Source organism: Pseudomonas sp. FGI182 (assembly GCF_000511325.1).
Classification (GTDB): domain Bacteria; phylum Pseudomonadota; class Gammaproteobacteria; order Pseudomonadales; family Pseudomonadaceae; genus Aquipseudomonas; species Aquipseudomonas putida_Z.
Genome location: NZ_CP007012.1, coordinates 1027795 through 1043051 on the forward strand (window position 1 = coordinate 1027795; position 15257 = coordinate 1043051).

General features: G+C 63.1%; 18 protein-coding genes. 13 read left to right on the forward strand and 5 right to left on the reverse strand.

Annotated elements, in window-relative coordinates:
• Nucleotides 1–78: 78 nt before the first annotated feature.
• From lptB to C163_RS04660, 5 genes are read right to left on the reverse strand one after another with little or no spacing between them, the layout of a single operon-like run.
• Nucleotides 79–804 (reverse strand): LPS export ABC transporter ATP-binding protein, encoded by a 726-nt coding sequence (lptB, locus tag C163_RS04640; protein WP_015269062.1) that lies wholly within the window; start codon nucleotides 802–804, stop codon nucleotides 79–81.
• A complete protein-coding gene (lptA, locus tag C163_RS04645) occupies nucleotides 805–1329 on the reverse strand; it encodes a lipopolysaccharide transport periplasmic protein LptA (RefSeq protein ID WP_015269063.1) in 525 nt (174 codons plus the stop codon).
• Nucleotides 1316–1888 (reverse strand): LPS export ABC transporter periplasmic protein LptC, encoded by a 573-nt coding sequence (lptC, locus tag C163_RS04650; RefSeq protein ID WP_025337824.1) that lies wholly within the window; start codon nucleotides 1886–1888, stop codon nucleotides 1316–1318. The genes lptA and lptC overlap by 14 nt, the downstream gene beginning before the upstream one ends.
• An 8-nt stretch (nucleotides 1889–1896) precedes the next feature.
• Nucleotides 1897–2421, reverse strand: coding sequence for an HAD family hydrolase (locus C163_RS04655; RefSeq protein WP_024086339.1), 525 nt, complete (start codon nucleotides 2419–2421; stop codon nucleotides 1897–1899).
• Between the two features lie 12 nt (nucleotides 2422–2433).
• A complete protein-coding gene (locus C163_RS04660) occupies nucleotides 2434–3408 on the reverse strand; it encodes an SIS domain-containing protein (protein WP_003257920.1) in 975 nt (324 codons plus the stop codon).
• Between the two features lie 248 nt (nucleotides 3409–3656).
• Between C163_RS04660 and C163_RS04665 the strand changes: the two genes are divergently transcribed.
• From C163_RS04665 to C163_RS04725, 13 genes are all read left to right on the forward strand, one after another.
• The gene (locus C163_RS04665; protein WP_012270662.1) at nucleotides 3657–4466 is read left to right on the forward strand and encodes an ATP-binding cassette domain-containing protein; all 810 of its coding nucleotides are present in this window, start codon (nucleotides 3657–3659) and stop codon (nucleotides 4464–4466) included.
• A complete protein-coding gene (gene mlaE, locus C163_RS04670) occupies nucleotides 4466–5263 on the forward strand; it encodes a lipid asymmetry maintenance ABC transporter permease subunit MlaE (RefSeq protein WP_025337825.1) in 798 nt (265 codons plus the stop codon). The genes C163_RS04665 and mlaE overlap by 1 nt, the downstream gene beginning before the upstream one ends.
• A complete protein-coding gene (mlaD, locus tag C163_RS04675) occupies nucleotides 5263–5748 on the forward strand; it encodes an outer membrane lipid asymmetry maintenance protein MlaD (protein ID WP_003257921.1) in 486 nt (161 codons plus the stop codon). The genes mlaE and mlaD overlap by 1 nt, the downstream gene beginning before the upstream one ends.
• Before the next feature lie 9 nt (nucleotides 5749–5757).
• Complete coding sequence (locus C163_RS04680) at nucleotides 5758–6405, forward strand: phospholipid-binding protein MlaC (protein WP_025337826.1); 648 nt, start codon at nucleotides 5758–5760, stop codon at nucleotides 6403–6405.
• Nucleotides 6402–6704: a lipid asymmetry maintenance protein MlaB gene (locus C163_RS04685; protein WP_025337827.1), complete on the forward strand. Its 303-nt coding sequence runs from the start codon at nucleotides 6402–6404 to the stop codon at nucleotides 6702–6704. The genes C163_RS04680 and C163_RS04685 overlap by 4 nt, the downstream gene beginning before the upstream one ends.
• 117 nt (nucleotides 6705–6821) lie before the next feature.
• A complete protein-coding gene (locus tag C163_RS04690; protein WP_003255121.1) occupies nucleotides 6822–7061 on the forward strand; it encodes a BolA family protein in 240 nt (79 codons plus the stop codon).
• Between the two features lie 23 nt (nucleotides 7062–7084).
• Complete coding sequence (gene murA, locus C163_RS04695; RefSeq protein ID WP_025337828.1) at nucleotides 7085–8350, forward strand: UDP-N-acetylglucosamine 1-carboxyvinyltransferase; 1266 nt, start codon at nucleotides 7085–7087, stop codon at nucleotides 8348–8350.
• 167 nt (nucleotides 8351–8517) lie between these two features.
• Nucleotides 8518–9153, forward strand: a complete 636-nt coding sequence (gene hisG / locus C163_RS04700; protein ID WP_003257924.1) for an ATP phosphoribosyltransferase — start codon at nucleotides 8518–8520, stop codon at nucleotides 9151–9153.
• A gap of 134 nt (nucleotides 9154–9287) precedes the next feature.
• Nucleotides 9288–10613 carry a histidinol dehydrogenase gene (hisD, locus tag C163_RS04705; RefSeq protein WP_025337829.1) on the forward strand — a complete coding sequence of 442 codons (1326 nt, stop codon included), beginning with the start codon at nucleotides 9288–9290 and terminating at the stop codon, nucleotides 10611–10613.
• 2 nt (nucleotides 10614–10615) lie between these two features.
• Nucleotides 10616–11662 (forward strand): histidinol-phosphate transaminase, encoded by a 1047-nt coding sequence (gene hisC, locus C163_RS04710; protein WP_025337830.1) that lies wholly within the window; start codon nucleotides 10616–10618, stop codon nucleotides 11660–11662.
• 349 nt (nucleotides 11663–12011) lie between these two features.
• A complete protein-coding gene (locus C163_RS04715; RefSeq protein ID WP_025337292.1) occupies nucleotides 12012–12962 on the forward strand; it encodes an IS110 family transposase in 951 nt (316 codons plus the stop codon).
• A 252-nt stretch (nucleotides 12963–13214) separates the two neighbouring features.
• Nucleotides 13215–13865: a FadR/GntR family transcriptional regulator gene (locus C163_RS04720; RefSeq protein WP_025337831.1), complete on the forward strand. Its 651-nt coding sequence runs from the start codon at nucleotides 13215–13217 to the stop codon at nucleotides 13863–13865.
• A 13-nt stretch (nucleotides 13866–13878) separates the two neighbouring features.
• A complete protein-coding gene (locus C163_RS04725; protein WP_025337832.1) occupies nucleotides 13879–15159 on the forward strand; it encodes an MFS transporter in 1281 nt (426 codons plus the stop codon).
• The last annotated feature ends 98 nt before the right edge of the window (nucleotides 15160–15257 follow it).

A 15257-nucleotide genomic window follows, 5' to 3' on the forward strand; every position in this document is an offset into this window, starting at 1 on the left:
TAGCGTTTGCCTAGAGCACCGTAACACTTTACCCCGGGTTTCAGGGCGATTTGCCAGTACTCCAGGCGCGTGCCAGGCTCAGAGCCGGAACTCGTGGCCCAGGTAAACCTCTTTGACCAGGTCGTTGGCCAGGATGGTTTCGGCGTCGCCTTCGGCGATCAGCCGGCCATCGTTGACGATATAGGCGGTTTCGCAGATATCCAGGGTCTCACGCACGTTGTGGTCGGTGATCAGTACACCGATACCCTTGGCCTTGAGGTGATGGATGATCTGCTTGATGTCGCCGACCGAAATCGGGTCGACACCGGCAAACGGTTCGTCCAGCAGGATGAACTTGGGTGCGGTCGCCAGCGCGCGGGCAATTTCCACGCGGCGGCGCTCACCACCGGACAGGCTCATGCCGAGGTTGTCGCGAATGTGGCTGATGTGGAACTCCTGCAGCAGGCTTTCCAGCTCTTTGCGCCGGCCGTCGCGATCGAGTTCCTTGCGGGTCTCGAGGATGGCCATGATGTTGTCGGCCACCGACAGCTTGCGGAAGATCGAGGCTTCCTGCGGCAGGTAGCCGATGCCGGCGCGGGCGCGACCGTGCATGGGCTGGTGGCTGACATCGAGGTTGTCGATCAGCACGCGCCCCTGATCGGCCTGGACCAGGCCGACGATCATGTAGAAGCAGGTGGTCTTGCCGGCGCCGTTGGGGCCGAGCAGGCCGACGATCTGGCCGCTGTCGATCGACAGGCTGACGTCACGTACGACTTGCCGCCCCTTGTAGCTCTTGGCCAGGTGCTGGGCTTTGAGGGTTGCCATTTACTCGGCCTTCTTCTTGGGCTGGATCACCATGTCGATACGCTGACGCGGCGAGGTCACGTTGCCACCGCGACCGGCGGTTGCCACCTGGGTCTGGGTGTTGTAGACGATCTTCTCGCCTTCGGTGGTGTTGCCTTCGTTCTCGACCTTGGCGCGGTCGGTGAGGATCACCATGTCCTTCTGCGACTGGTACTGGATGGTCACCGCCCAGCCTTTCATCTTGTCCGGTTTGGCTGCGCTCTGCTGCTGCTCGAAGTAGGCCAGGTTGCCCACCGAGGTCACCACGTCGATGTCGCCGGAGGCGGAGCGGGTGATGGTCACGGTGTTGCCTTTGATCATCATCGAACCCTGGGTGATGATCACGTCGCCGGTGTAGGTGGCCACGCCCTGCTTGTCGTCCAGGTGGGCGTTGTCGGCCTGGATGCGGATAGGCTGGTCACGGTCGTTCGGCAGGGCGAGGGCGCTCGCGCTTCCCAGTGCTGCGCTCAGGCTGAGCAAAAGGGGGAGGGTTTTAACGAGCCTCATACTGTCCTCTTACGTTAGAGAGCAAGTCCATCTTGCCTTCTTTCAAATACGCTTTCATTCCTTTGCCCGTAGTTGTGCCACCGGCGCCGTCGATTCTAACGGCTTGCTCGGTCTGCGCATATTGCTTCTGCGGGAACACGGTCATGCGTGAGCTGGTAATGATCATTTCGCGCTGCTTTTCGTCGGTGCGGGCGACCCGTACGTTGTCGATCAGTTCGACTTCGCTGCCGTCCGGGTTGACTTCGGCGCGGGTGCTCTGCACGTGCCACGGGTATTCGGTACCGCGGTACAGGTGCAGGTCCGGCGTGGTCAGCAGGGTGATTTCGCTGGCCTTGAGGTGTTCGACCTTGTCGGCGGTCATTTCGTACTGCAGCTTGCCGTCGGGCAGGAACTGCACACTGTGGGCGTTGACCGCATAGTAGTCGATGGCGCTTTCGTCGACCTGGGTCACCGGCTTGTCGAGGAAGCTTTCCGGGCTGACATTCCAGTAGCCGATCGCCACCAGCAGGGCGGCGATCACCGCGAGCAGCGCAATGTTGCGGGCTTTCTTGCTGAACATGGGCAGCCTTACAGGTAGTTGGCGTTGGCAGCGTCCAGGGTGCCCTGGGCCTGCATGATCAGTTCGCAGAATTCACGGGCCGCGCCTTCGCCGCCACGTGCCTGGGTCACGCCATGGGCGTGCTGGCGAACGAACGGCGCGGCGTTGGCCACTGCCATGCCCAGGGCGACCCGGCGGATTACCGGCAGGTCGGGCAGGTCGTCGCCCAGGTAGGCCACTTGAGCATAGCTCAGGCCCAGTTCGGCGAGCAGGCCGTCCAGCACCACCAGTTTGTCCTCGCGGCCCTGGTACAGGTGCGGGATGCCGAGGTTCTTCGCCCGGCGCTCGACCACCGGGGTCTTGCGCCCGCTGATGATCGCGGTGGTCACGCCCGAGGCCATGAGCATCTTGATGCCCTGGCCGTCGAGGGTGTTGAAGGTCTTGAACTCGCTGCCGTCCTCGAGGAAGTACAGGCGCCCGTCGGTGAGCACGCCGTCCACGTCGAACACTGCCAGCTTGATGTTCTTGCCGCGTTGCATGAGGTCCTGGTTCATTCCATCGCTCCTTTACATCACGCCGGCGCGCAGCAGGTCGTGCATGTTCAGGGCGCCGGTGGGGCGGTCCTCGCGGTCCACCACCACCAGGGCGCCGATCTTGTGGTCTTCCATGATCTTCAGGGCCTCGGCCGCGAGCATTTCGGCGCGGGCCGTCTTGCCGTGCACGGTCATTACCTGGTCGATCAGGGTGGTGTGGACGTCGATGTTGCGGTCCAGGCTGCGGCGCAGGTCGCCGTCGGTGAAGATCCCTGCCAGCTTGCCATCGGCTTCGACGATCACGGTCATGCCCAGGCCTTTGCGGGACATTTCAAGGAGTGCGTCCTTGAGCAGGGTACCGCGGGGCACCTGGGGCAGTTCGTCGCCGGCGTGCATCACGTTCTCCACCTTGAGCAGCAGGCGGCGGCCCAGTGCACCACCCGGGTGCGAGAAGGCAAAGTCCTCGGCGGTGAAGCCGCGGGCTTCGAGCAGGGCGATGGCCAGCGCGTCGCCCAGCACCAGCGATGCGGTGGTGGAGGAGGTGGGGGCCAGGTTCAGCGGGCAGGCCTCTTGCTCGACGCGGGCGTCGAGGTTGACCTCGGCAGCCTGGGCCAGGGGCGAGTCCGGGTTGCCGGTCAGGCTGATCAGCTTGATGCCCAGGCGCTTGATCAGCGGCAGCAGGGTGACGATTTCGGCGGTGCTGCCGGAATTCGACAGGGCAAGGATGACATCATCGCGGGTGATCATGCCCATGTCACCATGGCTGGCTTCGGCCGGGTGCACGAAAAACGCCGGCGTGCCGGTGCTGGCCAGGGTGGCGGCGATCTTGTTGCCGATGTGCCCGGACTTGCCCATGCCGACCACGACGACCCGGCCCTTGCTGGCCAGGATCAGTTCGCAGGCCTTGACGAAATTGTCGTCGATGCGCGCCAGCAGGGCCTCTACGGCCTCGAGTTCCAGGCGCAGGGTGCGTTGGGCGGATTGGATCAGCTCGCTGGATTGGCTCATGTCGAAAAAGCAATGCCTGATGAAAAGGCGGCGATTATAGCTGCAATGAAAGAAACCCTCACGCTTTCGATTGCCGTGGTGAATGTCTCGCCAGCCTGTCGCAGGGCTGAACGACTCGTTAGCCGACCTTGGGGCGGCGCTGTCAGCGGTGCTATAGTTCGCCGCTATTCGGCCTGCCAGGGGCGCTTGTGCCTTCCAGATGGAGGCCGACGTCCATTAGGACGAGGCTGCACTAGCAAGGAGTCTAGATGAGTGTGGATAGCGCCTACGCGGTCGAGTTGAAGGGGGTTACCTTCAAACGCGGTTCGCGCAGCATTTTCAGCAACGTCGACATTCGCATCCCGCGCGGCAAGGTCACCGGTATCATGGGGCCATCGGGTTGCGGCAAGACCACGTTGCTCCGCCTGATGGGCGCGCAGTTGCGCCCCTCCAGCGGTGAGGTCTGGGTTGCCGGGCAAAACCTGCCGACGCTGTCGCGCAGCGACCTGTTCGACGCCCGCAAGCAAATGGGGGTGCTGTTCCAGAGCGGCGCGCTGTTCACCGATCTCGATGTGTTCGAGAACGTCGCGTTCCCGCTGCGCGTGCACACCCAGCTGTCGGACGAGATGATCCGCGATATCGTGCTGATGAAGCTGCAGGCCGTGGGGCTGCGCGGTGCCATCGACCTGATGCCCGACGAGCTGTCCGGTGGCATGAAACGCCGTGTGGCGTTGGCCCGGGCGATTGCCCTGGACCCGCAGATCCTCATGTACGATGAACCGTTCGTCGGCCAGGACCCGATCGCCATGGGTGTATTGGTGCGTCTGATCCGCCTGCTCAACGACGCCCTGGGTATCACCAGCATCGTCGTTTCCCATGACCTGGCGGAAACCGCCAGCATCGCCGACTACATCTATGTGGTAGGTGACGGCCAAGTGCTGGGTCAGGGGACGCCTGACGAGCTGATGGGCTCGGACAACCCGCGCATTCGCCAGTTCATGAAGGGCGACCCGGACGGCCCGGTGCCTTTCCATTTCCCTGCGCCTGACTACCGCGCCGACCTGCTGGGAGCGCGTTGATGCGCAGAAAATCCTTACTCGAACGTGTCCGCCTGCTGGGGCGCTCGGCCATCGACGTGCTGGCGGTGCTGGGGCGCTCCTGTCTGTTCCTGTTCCATGCGCTGATCGGCCGTGGCGGCATCGGTGGCGGCTTCCAGCTGCTGGTCAAGCAGCTGTATTCGGTGGGCGTGCTGTCGCTGGCGATCATCGTCGTGTCCGGCGTGTTCATCGGCATGGTGCTGGCGCTGCAGGGCTTCAGCATCCTTACCAAGTACGGCTCGGAGCAGGCGGTTGGGCAGATGGTCGCCCTGACCCTGCTGCGTGAGCTCGGCCCGGTGGTGACGGCATTGCTGTTCGCCGGCCGTGCCGGTTCGGCGCTGACCGCAGAAATCGGCAACATGAAGTCCACCGAGCAGTTGTCGAGCCTTGAAATGATCGGCGTCGACCCGCTCAAGTACATCGTCGCGCCGCGCCTGTGGGCCGGTTTCATCTCGCTGCCGTTGCTGGCGCTGATCTTCAGCGTGGTCGGCATCTGGGGTGGCTCGTGGGTGGCGGTGGACTGGCTGGGCGTCTACGAGGGCTCGTTCTGGGCCAACATGCAGAACAGTGTTTCGTTCACCGACGACGTGCTCAACGGGCTGATCAAGAGCCTGGTATTTGCCTTCGTCACGACCTGGATCGCCGTATTCCAGGGGTACGACTGTGAGCCCACCTCAGAAGGGATCAGCCGTGCCACCACCAAGACCGTGGTCTATGCCTCGTTGGCAGTGCTGGGTCTGGACTTTATTCTGACCGCCTTGATGTTTGGAGATTTCTGATGCAAAACCGCACCCTGGAAATCGGTGTCGGCCTGTTCCTCCTGGCCGGGATCCTGGCGCTGCTGCTGCTCGCCCTGCGTGTCAGCGGGCTGTCGGCCAGCCCGAGCAGCGATACCTATAAAGTTTATGCCTACTTCGACAATATCGCCGGTTTGACGGTCAGAGCTAAAGTGACCATGGCCGGTGTGACCATCGGCAAGGTTACCGCCATCGATCTGGACCGTGATTCGTACACCGGTCGGGTGACTCTGCAGCTGGACAAGTCGGTGGACAACCTGCCGACCGACTCCACTGCTTCGATCCTGACCGCCGGGTTGCTTGGCGAGAAGTACATCGGCATCAGCGTGGGCGGTGAGGACCAGGTGCTCAAGGACGGCGGGACCATCCACGACACCCAGTCGGCGCTGGTGCTGGAAGATCTGATTGGCAAGTTCCTGCTCAACTCCGTTGGCAAGGAACCGAAAGAAGCGCAACCGGCTAATTAAGGAGTTTCCATGATTTCCATCCTGCGACGTGGCCTGCTGGTCCTGCTGGCGGCCTTCCCCCTGCTGACCATGGCTGCGCAGACGCCTCACGATGTGGTTCAGGGCACCACCACTGAACTGCTGGGCGACCTCAAGGCCAACAAGGAACAGTACAAGTCCAACCCCAACGCCTTCTACGATGCGCTGAACCGCATCCTCGGCCCGGTGGTGGACGCTGACGGTATTTCCAGAAGCATCATGACCGTCAAGTACTCGCGCAAGGCTACCCCCGAGCAGATGCAGCGCTTCCAGGAAAACTTCAAGCGCAGCCTGATGCAGTTCTATGGCAATGCCCTGCTCGAGTACAACAACCAGGGCATCACCGTCGACCCGGCCAAGGCTGATGACGGCAAGCGCGCCAGCGTTGGCATGAAGGTCACCGGCAACAACGGTGCCGTGTATCCGGTGCAGTACACCCTGGAAAACATCGGCGGCGAGTGGAAGGTGCGTAACGTGATCGTCAACGGCATCAACATCGGCAAGCTGTTCCGCGACCAGTTCGCCGACGCCATGCAGCGCAATGGCAACGACCTGGACAAGACCATCGACGGCTGGGCCGGCGAAGTGGCCAAGGCCAAGCAGGCTGCCGACAACTCGCCAGAGAAGACCGTCAAATGAGTGAGGCCGGTGTAAGCATGGCCGAGCCGGGCGTGCTGCGCCTGGCCGGCGTGCTGGACTACCGCAGCGGGCCGGCCCTGCGCAAGCAGGGCAAGGCGCTGATCGCGGCCTGCCGCGAGGCGCAGCTGGTGCTCGATTGCTCGGCAGTGCAGCGCTCCACCAGTGTCGGCCTGTCGTTGCTGCTGGCATTCATGCGTGATGCCCAGGCCGCCGGCAAGGGTTGCCAGGTGCGCAGCATGCCCGACGACATGCGGGAAATTGCCGAGGTTTATGACCTCGATGAAGTGCTGGCAACCTGATGGCCAGGCACGGATGATGGCCCCTCGGTCAGCGAAGCCCTCGTTGGGCTTCGCAGGCGAGGGGCTTTTTTGTATGATGGCCGACCCGTGCGCATCGGGCGCCGATTGAGGTTGAGCATGCAGGCCGTAGAAGTTAAAAGCTTCCTTGAAGAGAAATTGCCGGGTTCCCGGGTCGAAGTTGAAGGCGAAGGCTGCAACTTCCAGTTGAACGTGATCAGCGACGAGTTGGCTGGCCTGAGCCCGGTCAAACGCCAGCAGGCGATCTATGCTCACCTGAATCCGTGGATCGCCAATGGCAGCATCCATGCGGTAACCATGAAATTTTTCAGCAGCGCAGCCTGGGCTGAGCGCACCTGAGCCAACGTGGCGGCGAGATTCCAATGGACAAACTGATTATTACTGGCGGCGCTCGCCTTGATGGCGAGATCCGCATTTCGGGCGCGAAGAACGCAGCCCTGCCGATTCTGGCGGCGACCCTGCTGGCCGACGGCCCGGTCACCGTGGGCAACCTGCCGCACCTGCACGACATCACCACCATGATCGAGCTGTTCGGCCGCATGGGCATCGAGCCGGTGATCGACGAAAAGCTGGCGGTCGAGATCGACCCTCGCACCATCAAGACCCTGGTTGCGCCTTACGAGTTGGTCAAGACCATGCGCGCCTCGATCCTGGTGCTGGGCCCGATGGTCGCCCGTTTCGGCGAGGCCGAAGTGGCCCTGCCTGGCGGTTGCGCCATTGGTTCGCGCCCGGTCGACCTGCACATCCGTGGCCTCGAGGCCATGGGCGCGAAGATCGAAGTCGAAGGCGGCTACATCAAGGCCAAGGCGCCTGAGGGTGGCCTGCGCGGTGCGCACTTCTTCTTCGACACCGTGAGCGTGACCGGTACCGAGAACATCATGATGGCCGCTGCCCTGGCCAAGGGCCGCAGCGTGCTGCAGAACGCCGCGCGCGAGCCGGAAGTGGTCGACCTGGCCAACTTCATCAACGCCATGGGCGGCAAGGTCCAGGGCGCTGGTACCGACACCATCGTCATCGATGGCGTCGAGCGCCTGCACTCGGCCAACTACCGCGTGATGCCGGACCGTATCGAGACCGGTACCTACCTGGTTGCCGCTGCCGTGACCGGCGGCCGCGTCAAGGTCAAGGACACCGATCCGACCATCCTTGAAGCCGTACTGGAAAAACTCAAGGAAGCCGGCGCCGACATCAACTCTGGCGAAGACTGGATCGAGCTGGACATGCACGGCAAACGGCCGAAAGCCGTCAACCTGCGTACCGCCCCGTACCCGGCGTTCCCGACCGACATGCAGGCGCAGTTCATCTCGCTCAACGCCATTGCCGAAGGCACCGGTGCAGTGATCGAGACGATCTTCGAAAACCGCTTCATGCACGTCTACGAAATGCACCGCATGGGCGCGCAGATCCAGGTCGAAGGCAACACTGCCATCGTCACTGGCGTCAAGGCGCTGAAGGGGGCCCCGGTAATGGCCACCGACCTGCGTGCTTCCGCCAGCCTGGTGCTGTCGGCGCTGGTAGCCGAAGGCGATACCCTGATCGATCGCATCTACCACATCGACCGTGGTTACGAGTGCATCGAAGAAAAACTGCAGATGCTGGGCGCGAAGATCCGTCGCGTACCGGGCTAGTAGCCCGTCGGCATACCGTGTGGGAGCGGGCTTGCCCGCGAATACCGGCAGAGCCGGTGCCATGCACCGCGGTGGTTGCTTTGCGGGCAAGCCCGCTCCCACAATGAATCAAATGCGGTCGGGCTCGACGCCCGGCCGGCAGTAGCCGCTTAAGGACCGACGTTCCAATGTTGACCATCGCGCTTTCCAAAGGCCGTATTCTCGACGATACCCTGCCGTTGCTGGCCGAGGCCGGTATCGTGCCGACCGAGAACCCGGACAAGAGCCGCAAACTGATCATTCCCACCACGCAGGACGATGTGCGCCTGCTGATCGTGCGTGCCACCGACGTGCCGACCTATGTCGAGCATGGTGCCGCCGACCTGGGTGTGGCCGGCAAGGATGTGCTGATGGAGTACGGCGGCCAGGGCCTTTACGAGCCCCTGGACCTGCAGATTGCCCGTTGCAAACTGATGACCGCTGGCGTGGTCGGCGCACCCGAGCCCAAGGGCCGTCTGCGCGTGGCTACCAAGTTCGTCAACGTAGCCAAGCGCTACTACGCCGAACAGGGCCGCCAGGTCGACATCATCAAGCTGTACGGCTCGATGGAACTGGCTCCGCTGATCAACCTGGCCGACAAGATCATCGACGTGGTCGACACCGGCAACACCCTGCGTGCCAACGGCCTGGAGCCCCAGGAACTGATCGCCACGATCAGCTCGCGCCTGGTGGTCAACAAGGCCTCCATGAAAATGCAGCACGCCCGTATCCAGAGCCTGATCGACACGCTGCGCGGTGCGGTCGAATCGCGACACCGCGGCTGACTCTCTACCGACTGCGCGCGGCCTTCGCTGCCGCGCCCGTCTATCCGCGTCATAGCCATTTTTCTCGGGTGCCCGCGCGGATGGACTGGTAGCCTAGGGCGCCTGAGCATTCGCCAATAATCGAGGCCCTCGCCATGACCGTGTCCACTGCAATTGCCCGTCTCAACGCTGCTGATCCGGATTTCGCCCGACATCTGGATCATCTGCTGAGCTGGGAAAGTGTGTCCGATGACGCGGTCAACCAGCGCGTGCTCGACATCATCAAGGCCGTGCGCGAGCGTGGCGATGCGGCATTGGTGGAATTCACCCAGCGTTTCGATGGTGTCGATGCCAAGTCCATCGATGACCTGATCCTCGGTCGCGAGCGCCTGGAACTGGCCCTGACCCGCATTACCCCGGTCCAGCGCGAAGCCCTGGAAAAGGCTGCCAACCGTGTGCGCATGTACCACGAGCGGCAGAAGCAGGACTCCTGGCAGTACACCGAGGCCGACGGCACCGTGCTTGGCCAGAAGGTCACCCCGCTGGACCGCGCCGGCCTGTATGTGCCGGGTGGCAAGGCGTCGTACCCGTCGTCGGTGCTGATGAACGCCATCCCGGCCAAGGTCGCCGGTGTGGCCGAAGTAGTGATGGTGGTGCCGACCCCGCGTGGCGAGGTCAACGAGCTTGTGCTGGCGGCTGCCTGCATCGCCGGTGTCGACCGTGTGTTCACCGTCGGTGGCGCCCAGGCTGTCGCTGCCCTGGCCTACGGTACCGAAAGCGTGCCGCAGGTGGACAAGATCGTCGGCCCGGGCAACATCTACGTTGCCACCGCCAAGCGCCATGTGTTCGGCCAGGTGGGTATCGACATGATCGCCGGCCCGTCGGAAATCCTCGTGGTGTGCGACGGCCAGACCGACCCGGACTGGATCGCCATGGACCTGTTCTCCCAGGCCGAGCACGACGAAGATGCCCAGGCCATCCTGGTCAGCCCGGACGCCGCCTTCCTCGACCGCGTTGCCGCCAGCATCGACAAGCTGCTGCCGACCATGGAGCGTGCCGAGATCATCGAGAAGTCGATCAATGGCCGTGGTGCGTTGATCCAGGTGCGTGACATGCAGCAGGCCATGGAAGTGGCCAACCGCATCGCACCCGAGCACCTGGAACTGTCGGTGGCCGACCCGCAGGCCTGGCTGCCGCACATCCGCCACGCTGGCGCGATCTTCATGGGGCGTCACACCAGCGAAGCGCTGGGCGACTACTGCGCAGGGCCCAACCACGTGCTGCCGACCTCCGGCACCGCGCGTTTCTCGTCGCCGCTGGGTGTGTATGACTTCCAGAAGCGTTCGTCGATCATTTTCTGCTCCGAGCAGGGCGCGTCCGAGCTGGGCCACACCGCCTCGGTCCTGGCACGTGGCGAGTCGCTGACCGCCCACGCCCGCAGCGCCGAATACCGCATCCTGACCCAAGAGAAGGGGAACTGAGCATGAGTCGATTCTGGAGCCCCTTCGTCAAGGACCTGGTGCCTTACGTGCCGGGCGAGCAGCCCAAGCTAGCCCGCCTGGTCAAGCTGAACACCAACGAAAACCCCTACGGCCCGTCGCCCAGGGCGCTGGAGGCCATGCGCGGCGAGCTGAACGACAACCTGCGCCTGTACCCGGACCCGAACGGTGACCGGCTGAAGCAGGCGGTGGCCGAGTACTACGGCGTGACGCCGGCACAAGTGTTCGTCGGCAACGGCTCGGACGAGGTGCTGGCGCACATCTTCCACGGCCTGTTCCAGCACGACGCACCGCTGCTGTTCCCTGACATCAGCTACAGCTTCTACCCGGTCTACTGCGGCCTGTACGGTATCGCCTTCGAGCAGGTGGCGCTGGACGAGCAGTTCCAGATCCGCATCGAGGACTACAACAAGCCCAATGCCGGCATCATCTTCCCCAACCCCAACGCGCCGACCGGTTGCCTGATGCCGCTGCAAGCGGTGGAGCAGTTGCTGCAGGCCAACCGTGATTCGGTGGTGGTGGTCGATGAAGCCTACATCGACTTCGGTGGCGAAACGGCGATCAGCCTGGTGGACCGCTACGACAACCTGCTGGTCACCCAGACCCTGTCGAAGTCGCGTTCGCTGGCCGGGCTGCGGGTTGGCCTGGCGGTGGGGCACCCGGACTTGATCGAGGCGCTGGAGCGGATCAAGAACAGCTTCAACTCCTACCCGCTGGACCGTGCCGCGATCGTCGGCGCGGCGGTGGCGTTCGAGGACCGCGAGTACTTCGAGGAAACCTGCCGCAAGGTGATCGACAGCCGCGAGGTGTTGGTCGGGCAGCTGCAGGCCAAGGGCTTCGAAGTGCTGCCGTCGGCGGCCAACTTCATCTTCGCCCGCCATCCGCAACAAGATGCCGGTGAGCTGGCTGCACGCCTGCGCGAGCAGGGCGTGATCGTGCGCCACTTCAAGCAGCCGCGCATTGCCCAGTTCCTGCGCATCACCATCGGTACGCCAGAGATGAACCAGGCGCTGCTCGATGCGTTGACCTGACGCCATCCACTGCCCTGCGCGGTCCTTGTAGGAGCGGCCTTGTGTCGCGAAAGGGCCGCAAAGCGGCCCCAGCAGTTTTTGCATCTGCGCTGAAATCCAGGGGCCGCTTTGCGGCCCTATCGCGACACAAGGCCGCTTGTGTCTTGATGGGGGATTAGAATTTGGAGTGAGAGCGGTGAATGGCAAGCTGAATGCCGTAGGTGCCTTGAGCACGTGTGGGAGCAAAAGCTGCCATTCACCGTTCCACTTTGGCGAGAGCCCGAACAGTTGGATGCGGCTCTGATCTCGAATCACAAGCGTGGGCCAAGCCAAAGTCCTCTCACTGTGTTGAGTTTAGGAGGTTTTGGTGATGGCTTCCTTCTTGGGTATCGATGTTTCCAGTCTCTCCCTTGATGCTGCGGTGCGGCCACAGGGCATCAAAATGCATTTAAGCAATGATCCAACAGGGTTTGAGGCGCTACTGGAGAGCCTTCGCAAGCTCAGTATCAAGCGCGTCCTGTTAGAGGCGACGGGTGGCTACGAGCGAGATGTCATGTGTTTTCTACAGGACGCTGGCTACAAGGTCATACGCGTCAATCCCAGGCGAGCCAGGTCATTCGCTGACTCTTTAGGCATCAAGGCCAAGACTGACGCCATCGACGCCGAGGTTCTGGCGCACTATGCCGAAGTCATTCCAGATCAACCCTCTCTGCGAGTCAGCCCCGAACGAGCGCTTCTGCGAGAGTTGCTTCAGCAACGTGATCGGATGGTTCAACAGCGAGATGACGACCTGCGGCGCCTGAAGCAGGTGCAATCGACTGCAGTTGCTAACTACCTGAATGCCAACCTGAAACACTTCAAGGCGCAGATCAAACGGGTTGAGTGTGAGATCGAACAGCAAATCGCGATGCTGAACGACGAACGGGTTGCCCAGCTGATCAAAGTGAAAGGCATTGGGATGGTGACAGCGGGCAAACTAATAGCGCTGCTGCCGGAGCTAGGTCGGGTTGAGTCCAGAGAAATTGCCTCCCTGGTTGGGGTGGCGCCCTTCAACCACGACAGCGGGAAATTCATGGGCAAGCGCTCTATCTCTGGCGGGCGATTTGCGGTCAGGCGATCGCTGTACATGGCATGCCTTGTGGCGATGAAATACAACCCAGCACTCAAGGCTCGTTATCAGTCACTGCGGGAGCGCGGAAAACTTCCCAAAGTCGCTATCGTGGCCTGCATGAGAACGTTCATCGTGCGGTTAAATGCCATGCTCAGAACGGGTACATCATGGCTCGATCTAGTGCTACCGCAGCCTGAAGGTACAACGTAAATCCAGAACGCAGCGTGAGCCGCCTGGAAGCGGGCTTGCCCGCGAAGCCAACACCGTGGTGGATGGCACGGGCTTCGCCCGTGTTCGCGGGCAAGCCCGCTCCCACAGGGATCGCGCCAGCTTTTTGAAATTGAGCAAGACAGTTGCTCCCACAAAAAATCGCGTCAGGTTTCTAATCGCTGCTCTCTTCAATGACAAACACTTTGCCCACCGGTATGCTGCGCCAATTCATCGGATGATTGGTTGAGTTGCATGAGTACCGAATTGACCAAGCGCTCCCTAGTCGAACTGGCCGTCGAGCGCATGCGCGAACGCATCGTGCTGGGCGACTGGCAGGTTGGCCAGCGTTTGCCGACCGAGCCGGAACTGGCCCTGCAGTTGGGCATAAGCCGCAACACCGTACGCGAGGCCATGCGTGTGCTGGCGTTCAGTGGCCTGGTGGAGATCCGCCAGGGCGACGGCAGCTACCTGCGCACGGCCCAGGACCCGCTGCAGGCGGTGCAGGCGATGTCACGCTGCACGCCCGAGCAGGCCCGTGAAACCCGGCACATCCTCGAAGCCGAGGCCATCGGCCTGGCCGCGCTGCGCCGAACCGACGCCGACCTGCAAGCGCTGCGTGATGCCCTGGCCAACAGTGCCGGGCATTTTCACGGTGATATCGATGCTTATGTGGCCTGCGACCTGGTGTTTCACCAGCGGCTGGTCGATGCCGCCCATAACCCGGCCTTGAGTGAGCTGTACCGGTACTTTTCCGGGGTGGTGGCTGCCGCGCTGCAGCACAACATGGCGACCGTGCCGCGCTGCCAGGCCACGTTCGACCTGCATGGGCAGATCCTTGCCGCCATCGAGCAACGCGATGCGGAGCAGGCCAAGCGCCTGAGCCGTACCCTTATCGAATCCTGACTCCGAGAAGGCCATGGCTGATTCCATCACCCGTAACACCCCACCGAGCGAGCGGGACCTCGAAGAGTTGCTGATCGACGCCGAGGCTGACGACGAACAGGTCCAACAGCAGCCGGTACAGGTACAGCGGCCTTGGCTGTTGTTGCTCGGCCTGGTGCTGGTGGCTTTGAACCTGCGACCGGCATTGTCGAGCATGGCGCCAGTGCTGGGCCAGGTGTCCGAAGGCCTGGGGCTGAACGCCTCGCAGGCCGGTTTGCTGACTACCTTGCCAGTGCTGTGCCTGGGCCTGTTCGCCCCTTTGGCGCCGGTGCTGGCGCGGCGCTTTGGCAGCGAGCGGGTGATCCTCGGCATTCTCGCTACCCTGGCGCTTGGCATTGTCGTGCGCAGTAGCCTGGGGGCCACCGGGGTGTTCCTCGGCAGCCTCATGGCGGGGGCCAGCATCGGCATCATTGGCGTGCTGTTGCCGGGCATCGTCAAGCGCGATTTCCCGCAGCACGCTGGCACGCTGACCGGCGTGTACACCATGGCGTTGTGTCTGGGCGCCGCCATGGCGGCTGGCGCCACGGTGCCCCTGGCCCAGCATTTCGATGGCAACTGGGCGCTGGGGCTTGGCTTCTGGATGTTGCCGGCCCTGCTGGCCATGCTGGTATGGCTGCCGCAGGCCCGCCAAGGTCATGGCCTGCACAAGGTCGCCTATCGCGTGCGTGGGCTGTGGCGTGATCCGCTGGCCTGGCAGGTGACCCTGTACATGGGCCTGCAGTCGTCACTGGCCTACATCGTCTTTGGCTGGTTGCCATCGATCCTGATCGGTCGCGGCCTGAGCCCGACCGAGGCGGGGCTGGTGCTGTCGGGGTCGGTGATCGTGCAGTTGGTCAGTTCGCTCAGTGCGCCCTGGCTGGCCACTCGCGGCAAGGACCAGCGCCTGGCGATCGTGCTGGTCATGCTGATTACCCTGGCCGGCCTGTTCGGTTGCCTGTATGCGCCGCTTTCCGGGCTGTGGGGCTGGGCGGTTGTGCTGGGCCTGGGGCAGGGCGGTACCTTTGCCCTGGCGCTGACCTTGATCGTGCTGCGCTCGAAGGATGCCCATGTGGCGGCGAACCTGTCGAGCATGGCGCAGGGGGTGGGTTATACCCTGGCGTCGATGGGGCCGTTTGCGGTGGGGCTGGTGCATGACCTGACCGGGGGCTGGGCGGCAGTGGGGTGGATCTTTGCCGTGCTGGGGGTGGGGGCCATCGTGTTCGGCCTGGGCGCCGGGCGGGCTTTGCATGTGCAGGTGAGCAGCGAGAAAGTCTGAAGGGGCCTCTTCGCGGGCACGCCCGCTCCCACAGGAGAGCCACAGGTTCGAAGCGTGTGTAGATCCTGTGGGAGCGGGCGCGCCCGCGAAGAGGCCGG

What these genes read in the sequence shown, in the direction of transcription:
- lptB (WP_015269062.1), bottom strand. Translation starts at nt 804, where the DNA reads ATGGCAACCCTCAAAGCCCAGCACCTGGCCAAGAGCTACAAGGGGCGG.
- lptA (WP_015269063.1), bottom strand. Translation starts at nt 1,329, where the DNA reads ATGAGGCTCGTTAAAACCCTCCCCCTTTTGCTCAGCCTGAGCGCAGCA.
- lptC (WP_025337824.1), bottom strand. Translation starts at nt 1,888, where the DNA reads ATGTTCAGCAAGAAAGCCCGCAACATTGCGCTGCTCGCGGTGATCGCC.
- C163_RS04655 (WP_024086339.1), bottom strand. Translation starts at nt 2,421, where the DNA reads ATGAACCAGGACCTCATGCAACGCGGCAAGAACATCAAGCTGGCAGTG.
- C163_RS04660 (WP_003257920.1), bottom strand. Translation starts at nt 3,408, where the DNA reads ATGAGCCAATCCAGCGAGCTGATCCAATCCGCCCAACGCACCCTGCGC.
- C163_RS04665 (WP_012270662.1), top strand. Translation starts at nt 3,657, where the DNA reads ATGAGTGTGGATAGCGCCTACGCGGTCGAGTTGAAGGGGGTTACCTTC.
- mlaE (WP_025337825.1), top strand. Translation starts at nt 4,466, where the DNA reads ATGCGCAGAAAATCCTTACTCGAACGTGTCCGCCTGCTGGGGCGCTCG.
- mlaD (WP_003257921.1), top strand. Translation starts at nt 5,263, where the DNA reads ATGCAAAACCGCACCCTGGAAATCGGTGTCGGCCTGTTCCTCCTGGCC.
- C163_RS04680 (WP_025337826.1), top strand. Translation starts at nt 5,758, where the DNA reads ATGATTTCCATCCTGCGACGTGGCCTGCTGGTCCTGCTGGCGGCCTTC.
- C163_RS04685 (WP_025337827.1), top strand. Translation starts at nt 6,402, where the DNA reads ATGAGTGAGGCCGGTGTAAGCATGGCCGAGCCGGGCGTGCTGCGCCTG.
- C163_RS04690 (WP_003255121.1), top strand. Translation starts at nt 6,822, where the DNA reads ATGCAGGCCGTAGAAGTTAAAAGCTTCCTTGAAGAGAAATTGCCGGGT.
- murA (WP_025337828.1), top strand. Translation starts at nt 7,085, where the DNA reads ATGGACAAACTGATTATTACTGGCGGCGCTCGCCTTGATGGCGAGATC.
- hisG (WP_003257924.1), top strand. Translation starts at nt 8,518, where the DNA reads ATGTTGACCATCGCGCTTTCCAAAGGCCGTATTCTCGACGATACCCTG.
- hisD (WP_025337829.1), top strand. Translation starts at nt 9,288, where the DNA reads ATGACCGTGTCCACTGCAATTGCCCGTCTCAACGCTGCTGATCCGGAT.
- hisC (WP_025337830.1), top strand. Translation starts at nt 10,616, where the DNA reads ATGAGTCGATTCTGGAGCCCCTTCGTCAAGGACCTGGTGCCTTACGTG.
- C163_RS04715 (WP_025337292.1), top strand. Translation starts at nt 12,012, where the DNA reads ATGGCTTCCTTCTTGGGTATCGATGTTTCCAGTCTCTCCCTTGATGCT.
- C163_RS04720 (WP_025337831.1), top strand. Translation starts at nt 13,215, where the DNA reads ATGAGTACCGAATTGACCAAGCGCTCCCTAGTCGAACTGGCCGTCGAG.
- C163_RS04725 (WP_025337832.1), top strand. Translation starts at nt 13,879, where the DNA reads ATGGCTGATTCCATCACCCGTAACACCCCACCGAGCGAGCGGGACCTC.